7 protein-coding genes are annotated in these 5713 nt (G+C 73.6%); 2 read left to right on the top strand and 5 right to left on the bottom strand.

The features are described from left to right. Nucleotides 1-283: 283 nt before the first annotated feature. Nucleotides 284-508 (top strand): hypothetical protein, encoded by a 225-nt coding sequence (locus AX737_RS14645; protein ID WP_066922468.1) that lies wholly within the window; start codon nucleotides 284-286, stop codon nucleotides 506-508. Between the two features lie 40 nt (nucleotides 509-548). Beyond that, on the top strand, nucleotides 549-1739 hold the full coding sequence (locus AX737_RS14650; protein ID WP_082773054.1) for a TAXI family TRAP transporter solute-binding subunit: 1191 nt from the start codon (nucleotides 549-551) through the stop codon (nucleotides 1737-1739). 24 nt (nucleotides 1740-1763) lie between these two features. Here the strand turns inward: AX737_RS14650 and AX737_RS33235 are convergent, their stop codons facing one another. The 5 genes from AX737_RS33235 to AX737_RS14670 all read right to left on the bottom strand — a co-directional run. Continuing rightward, entirely contained in the window at nucleotides 1764-1919 is a 156-nt protein-coding gene (locus AX737_RS33235; protein WP_156453726.1) for a hypothetical protein, read from the bottom strand. Between the two features lie 39 nt (nucleotides 1920-1958). Further along, the gene (locus AX737_RS14655; RefSeq protein ID WP_066922470.1) at nucleotides 1959-3593 is read right to left on the bottom strand and encodes a c-type cytochrome; all 1635 of its coding nucleotides are present in this window, start codon (nucleotides 3591-3593) and stop codon (nucleotides 1959-1961) included. Nucleotides 3594-3675: 82 nt separating this feature from the next. After that, nucleotides 3676-4092 (bottom strand): hypothetical protein, encoded by a 417-nt coding sequence (locus tag AX737_RS14660; RefSeq protein WP_197430587.1) that lies wholly within the window; start codon nucleotides 4090-4092, stop codon nucleotides 3676-3678. A 1-nt stretch (nucleotide 4093) separates the two neighbouring features. Beyond that, a complete protein-coding gene (locus AX737_RS14665; RefSeq protein ID WP_238230109.1) occupies nucleotides 4094-4582 on the bottom strand; it encodes a TspO/MBR family protein in 489 nt (162 codons plus the stop codon). After that, a partial coding sequence (locus AX737_RS14670) for a geranylgeranyl diphosphate reductase (protein WP_066922472.1) occupies nucleotides 4579-5713 on the bottom strand: 1135 nt, incomplete at its 5' end. The genes AX737_RS14665 and AX737_RS14670, both read right to left, overlap by 4 nt.

Consider the following 5713-nt stretch of genomic DNA (forward strand, 5'->3'; position numbering starts at 1 on the left):
CCCAGCGGGCGGAAGGCCCGGTGACCGGCGTGCGCGCGGTCGCGGTCTCCCCCGCCATGGAGATCGACGACGAGGTCGAGGAGGAGGATCTCGTCGAGGAGGCCGAGGCCGAGACGGAGGACGAGGCCCAGGACGGCGAGGGCTCGGGCGAGGGCCGCGCCGAGGCCCGCGAGGACGGCGAGGGCCGCCGTCGCCGCCGTCGCCGCCGCCGCCGCAGAACGCGGCCCTGCTGGCGCGGGCCGAGCGGCTCATCCGATCGGGCGACATCAGCGGCGCCCGGCTCGTGCTCGAACATCTGGTCGAGCGGGGCGACGCGCGCGCCACCTTCCTGCTCGCCCAGACCTGCGATCCGCGGATGCTGCGCGCCTGGCGGGTCCACGGATTGCGGCCCGATCCGGAGCGCGCGCGCGCGCTCTACGCCCGGGCGGAAGAGGCTCGGGCGGAAGAGGCCCGGGCGGAAGAGGCGAGCCTGCGCGATCCGACGAGCGTCGCGGCCGCGGCGCGCTGAGCCGCCAACCCGAGGGAGCAGGGCGATGGGAACGAGGGGCATGGGGGCGGTCCGATCCTGCGCGACGGCCCGGACGATCACCTGGACGACGGCCTGGACGACGGCCTGCGCGGCGGCCTTCGGGCTGCTGCTCGCCGCGGGCCAGGCCGGGCAGGCGCGGGACGCCGCGGCGCAGAGGCGGACTGCCGCCCAGGACTCGGCGACCGAGACGGCGCTCAGCGAGACGCTGAACGCCAACACCGTCTCGGTCGTCACCGGCACGCCCGGCGGAACCTATTTCCGCACCGGTGCCGACCTCGCCTTCGTCCTCGACGACGGCGACAGGCTGCGCATCCTCCCGATCCTCGGCCGGGGCGCGGGGGCCAACGCCTACGACCTCCGCTTCCTGAAAGGGGTCGATCTCGGCTTCGTGCGCACCGACACCCTCGATCAGCTGCGCCAGGACAAGCGCCTCAAGGACATCGAGAAGCGGATCCACTACGTCGCCAAGCTCTTCAACGACGAGCTCCACGTGATCGCCCCGACGGCGATCGGCGCGGTCGGCGATCTCGCGGGCAAGCGCGTCAGCTTCGACGTGAAGGGCAGCGGCACGGATTACAGCGGCCGCGCCATGTTCCGCGATCTCGGCATCGCGGTCGAGGCGGTCAACGTGGACCAGCCGACGGCCCTCGAGATGCTGCGCCGGGGCGAGCTCGATGCGGTCGTCTCGGTGGCCGCCAGGCCCGTCGCGATCATCGCCGGCTTCGAGCCGGCCGGCCGCTTCCACCTCGTCACGGTGCCCTACGGCGACCGGATCGGCGAGGCCTACGTGCCCGCCACGCTGACCCGCGCCGACTACCCGAAGCTCGTCGACGGCGCCCGGCCCATCGAGACGCTCGCGGTCGGCACGATCCTCGGGGTCTACAACCACCCGAAGGGCACGGAGCGCTACAGGAAGCTAGAGCGCTTCACGACCGCGTTCTTCGACCGGTTCGAGCAGTTCCTGGCGCCCCAGCACCACCCGAAATGGCGGGAGGTGAACCTCGCGGCCTCCGTTCCGGGCTGGACCCGGTTCCAGCCGGCGCAGGACTGGCTCGACAGCCACCGCGGGGAGGCGCCGTCCCAGGGCGAGGTCGAGCGCTTCCTCGGCGAGCAGCCGCAGGGTGCGGCCGCCGACAAGGAGGAGGTCTATCAGGCCTACCTGCGCTGGCGCCGCGCCCAGCGGCCCGAATACGGGATCGTGCGCCGCTAGCGCCGGCCCGCCGTCCGCGCGTCCTCAGTACGGCCGCGGCGGGTTCAGGTAGGTCGAGGTCTCCGGCCGCACCACGGTGACGAGCCCCTCCGCCTCCAGGGCGTTGCGCCGCCGGAAGGCCAGCACCTCCAGTACGACGAAGACCAGCCAGGCGCCGATGATGACGACGAAGAGGCCCATCCGCAGATCTCCCGTTTCGGTGCGTGCGTGGCGGCGCGGTCAGTTCCGGGTGGGGGGCGCGGGCGGCGCGTCGGCGCTTGCCCGCTTCTCCGGGTTGCGGGCCTGGCTGTAGGCGATGTTGGCGAAGTTGCCGATCACGCTCGCCCAGGGCCGCGTCGCCTCGGGAGCACCCGCCCGCTGCCGCTCCAGGTAGGGCTCCCGGCCGACCTGGCAGTAGAGGGTGGTGAGGCCGTTCACCAGCTCGTCGTCGATGCCCTGGCCCCCGGTCTCGGCCGGCTTGTCGCCGTAGGCGGCCTTCACCTGCGGCAGGAGCCGGGCGAGCACGGGCACGAACTGCTCCTGGGTCAGGCCCTTGAGCGCGTCCGCGGCACCGGCAGCCTCGAAGGCCTTGCGCACCGTCCCCTGCGCGATCTCGGCGCAGGGCGCGGTGCCCGCGAGCATGGTCTGGGTGGCGGCGCGCGCCTCCGAGGCGGCGCTGTCGGAGCCGATCACCGGGGCGCTGTTGCCCCAGGCGTTGCGGACGTAGTCCGTGACGTTGCGGACCTCGACATCGCTCATCTCCTGGCCGATCGCCGGCATCGGCGCGTAGCCGCTCTGGGCGGCGAGCCCGCCGTAGATCACCCGCAGCACGGTCTCGGGTCCCCCCGACTGCACGGAGGTGTTGCCGGCGAGCGCGGGCACCGCGCCCTCGATCCCCCGGCCGTCGGGCTGGTGGCAGGAGGAGCAGTAGGTCAGGTAGGTGTCGGCGCCCGGGGCACCCGGTTTGTTGAAGGCCTGCAGGTCCTTCGTCTTGTAGGTCTGCTTGGCGGGGATCGTGCGCAGGTAGGCGACCATCGCCTTCAGGTCGGCGTCGGTCATCTGGGAGAGGGATTCCTCGATGGTCTGGCGCATCGGCCCCGCCGCGACGCCCGGCCGGTCGCCCGGGGCGGTGCCGGTCTTGAGGTAGGTCGCCACCTGCTCGTCGGTCCAGCCGCCGATGCCCTGGTGGTCGTCGGGCGTGATGTTGGGGGCGTACCAGCCGTCGATCACGCCGCCGCCGAAGCGGCCCGCGAGGCTCGAATTGCCCACGAGCTTGCGCTCGTTGTGGCACATGCCGCAATGGCCGAGCCCCTCCACGAGGTAGCCGCCGCGGTTGACCTCGGCGCTCGCCTGCGGGTCCGGCTTGAAGCGGTCGTTCGTGAAGAAGGCGGTGCGCCAAGTGATCAGCGCCGTGCGCACGTTGAACGGGAAGGGGATCTCGTTGTCCTTGCGCGCCTCGTTCACCGGCGGCAGGGACTTCAGGTAGGCGAAGATCGCCCGCGTGTCCTCGTCCGTGACCTTGGTGTACCAGCCGAACGGGAAGGCCGGGTAGAGGTACTCGCCCCCGTCGCCGATGCCCTGCCGGAAGGCGCGCTCGAAGGTGGCGTAGTCCCACTTGCCGAGGCCGGTCTCGGGGTCCGGCGTCAGGTTCGGCGTGAAGATCGCGCCGATCGGGGTGTTGAGCCGGTAGTTGCCGGCGAACGGCTTGCCGCCGGGGGCCGTGTGGCAGGCCACGCAATCGCCCGCGGTGACGAGGTACTTGCCCCGCGCGATCAGCTCGGGATCGGCGAGGTTCGGGTCCTGCGCCGCGGCGGGCGCCGCCAGCAGGGTGCTCCAGACGGCGCCCGCGAGGGCGAGGGCGGCGATGCGGTCCATGGGCCTCTCCTGCAGGGTCGTCGGAACTGTGCTGTCGTGACGCGTGCGTCGGGACTCTTTCGTGTTCGGCGGATCCGCGCCGTCACGCGCGGCGCGCTCCCGCCCCCGCGGGGGGAGGGAGGGGCGGACGGCCGGGCCGCGTCATGTGTTCGTGTCGGCGCGAGACCGAACCCAACGCCCTCGCCTCAGCCGATGTTGCGGATGGTTCCCTGCGGCGAAGCGTCTTCGCGCGGCGCAGGACCAGCTCCGCGAGGTGGGCGCCGCCGGCGAGCGCCAGCGGCCCGGCGATCCAGGGCCAGGACGCGCCGGAGAGCCCTGCGCGCAGCGCCAGCAGCAGGCCCGCCCCGGCGGCGAGCCCCGCGAGCAGCGGCGCGCGGGGACCGAACCGGTCGGGCGCCAAGACCACGAAGGCGACCTCGGCCACCACGAGAAGAAGGATCGGGTCGACGATCCGGCCCGAGGCGACGAGGGCGGCGAGAAGGGAGCCGGGCGCGTCCACCTCACGCCCTCCCGATGCCGGGGCGGGCGGGGTTGAGCCGCACGATCTTGAGGTTCAGCGCCGCCGCGATCCCGACCCAGGCGAGGTAGGGCAGGACGAGCGCGGCCGCGAGGCCGCTCACCCGGGCGAGCACGGAAGCGAGCAGCAGGACCGAGAGCCAGAGCAGCACGACCTCGGCCAGCGCCCAGTCCGGCCGGCGAAGCCGGAAGAAGATCACGCTCCAGGCGACGTTGAGCACCGCGTTGAGGCCGAAGGCCCAGATGAGCAGCAGGCGGTCGGCCGTGCCCGGGCTCGCGGCCCAGCCGAGCGCCGCGGCGGCTGCGGCGAGCGCCAGGATCGCTGCCCAGATCGGCCCGAAGGCCCAGTCCGGCGGCTTCCAGGCCGGCTGGCGCAGGGCGCGGTACCACGCGTCGGTGCGCGTCGCGAGGCCGTTGGCGAACCCGACGAGCAGCGCCCCCGCGCCCGCCACGAGGAAGGGGAGCAGCGTCACGGCGAGACCCAGCGGAACAGGTGGGCGAGGTCCTTCAGGAAGATCCGCACATGCGCGACCGGCCGCTTCCGGACCAGCTCCTTGTTCATGTAGGCGTCCCAGGTGAGCTGCTGCACGTCCGGATCGCGGCAGATCGAGACGAAGCGCTCCCGCAGGGGGTCGTTGCGGTACCAGACCGCCTGCATCAGCCGCAGGATCCAGAAGACGCGCCCGTGCAGGCGCATGAAGCGGGCGCGCGCGGTTCTCAGCGCCCGCACGTCGCCGGTCGCCAGGAAGGCCTGCGCGGCCTCCGCCGCGAGCCGGCCGCCGAGCATGGCGTAGTAGATGCCCTCGCCGGAGGCCGGGGCGACGATGCCGGCCGCGTCCCCGGTCAGCAGGACGTCGCGGCCGTTGTCCCAGCGCCGCAGGGGCTTGAGCGGCAGGGGCGCGCCCTCGCGGCGCACGGTGGCGCCCCGATCCAGGCCGGATTCGGCGAGCAGGGTGCGCACCGCGCCGCGGAGCGAGAAACCCTTGCGGGCGCTGCCCGTGCCGACGCTGATCGTGTCGCCGTGCGGGAAGATCCAGGCGTAGAAATCCGGCGAGAGCCGGCCCTGGTAGTAGACGTCGCAGCGCGTCGGCTCGGTGTCGCCACCCTCCACCCGGCGCACGATCTCGTGGTAGGCGAAGACCTGCCGCATCGCGGCGTGGCCCGGCACCTCGGCCCGGCCGACCGGGGAACTCGCCCCGTCGGCACCCACCACGAGGCGGGCCCGCACCGCGGTCTCGGCTCCCGCGCAATCGCGAAAATGCACCGTGGCGAGGCCCGGCGCCTCGCGGGTGATGCGGGTGAACACGCCGTCGCGGCGCTCCGCCCCCGCGGCCCGGGCGCGCTCCCGGAGCCAGGGGTCGAAATGCTCGCGGTCGACCATGCCGACGAAGCCCTCGCCGACCGGCATGTCGACCGCCTTCCCCGAGGGCGCCACCATCCGGGCCGAGCGGATGCGGGCCACGAGGAGGTGATCGGGAATCGCGAAGTCGCGGATCAGCCGGGGCGGGATCGCGCCGCCGCAGGGCTTGATCCGGCCGGCCCGGTCGAGGAGCAGCACGCGCCGGCCCGCGCGCGCCAGATCGGTCGCGGCGGTCGCGCCCGCC

The sequence above is a fragment of the Methylobacterium sp. CCH5-D2 genome (genome assembly GCF_001556475.1).
GTDB classification, from domain to species: Bacteria; Pseudomonadota; Alphaproteobacteria; order Rhizobiales; family Beijerinckiaceae; genus Methylobacterium; species Methylobacterium hispanicum.

Coding starts and splice junctions, on each gene's coding strand:
- AX737_RS14650 (WP_082773054.1), top strand. CDS start 549: ATGGGGGCGGTCCGATCCTGCGCGACGGCCCGGACGATCACCTGGACG.
- AX737_RS14655 (WP_066922470.1), bottom strand. CDS start 3,593: ATGGACCGCATCGCCGCCCTCGCCCTCGCGGGCGCCGTCTGGAGCACC.
- AX737_RS33235 (WP_156453726.1), bottom strand. CDS start 1,919: ATGGGCCTCTTCGTCGTCATCATCGGCGCCTGGCTGGTCTTCGTCGTA.